Origin of the sequence: Neisseria sp. P0016.S008 (assembly GCF_051957775.1) — a bacterium.
GTDB classification, from domain to species: Bacteria; Pseudomonadota; Gammaproteobacteria; order Burkholderiales; family Neisseriaceae; genus Neisseria; species Neisseria flavescens_B.
This window is the reverse complement of the sequence record NZ_JBQCWB010000047.1, coordinates 1-236: the sequence shown is the minus strand read 5'-3', so window position 1 is coordinate 236 and position 236 is coordinate 1. Positions and strand designations below refer to the sequence as shown.

Genomic DNA, 236 nt, shown 5'->3' with positions numbered 1-236 from the left:
ATCTGTGTGGCTATTGCCCTGTTGTTCGCCTTCGTTAACCCGTTTGGTAATTGTGCTTCGTAATCAAAACGGATCGATCCTTTAAGATACAGGCTTACGTTCTGTTTGATTAACCAAGATACGAAGGTTAAGTAACGTGAATATTAATGCAACCTTAATTGAGCAAATCCTGTTTTTCTTTGGCTTGGTTTGTTTTAAGATGAAATTCGTATGGCGTCCGATTGCCAAAGAATTGG

The 236-nt window shown here is 39.0% G+C and carries 1 pseudogene; it reads left to right on the top strand.

Going from position 1 to position 236, the window contains the following annotated elements:
- Nucleotides 1-136: 136 nt before the first annotated feature.
- A pseudogene (locus ACTHS8_RS10930) lies at nt 137-236 on the top strand (F0F1 ATP synthase subunit B); the annotation flags it as partial.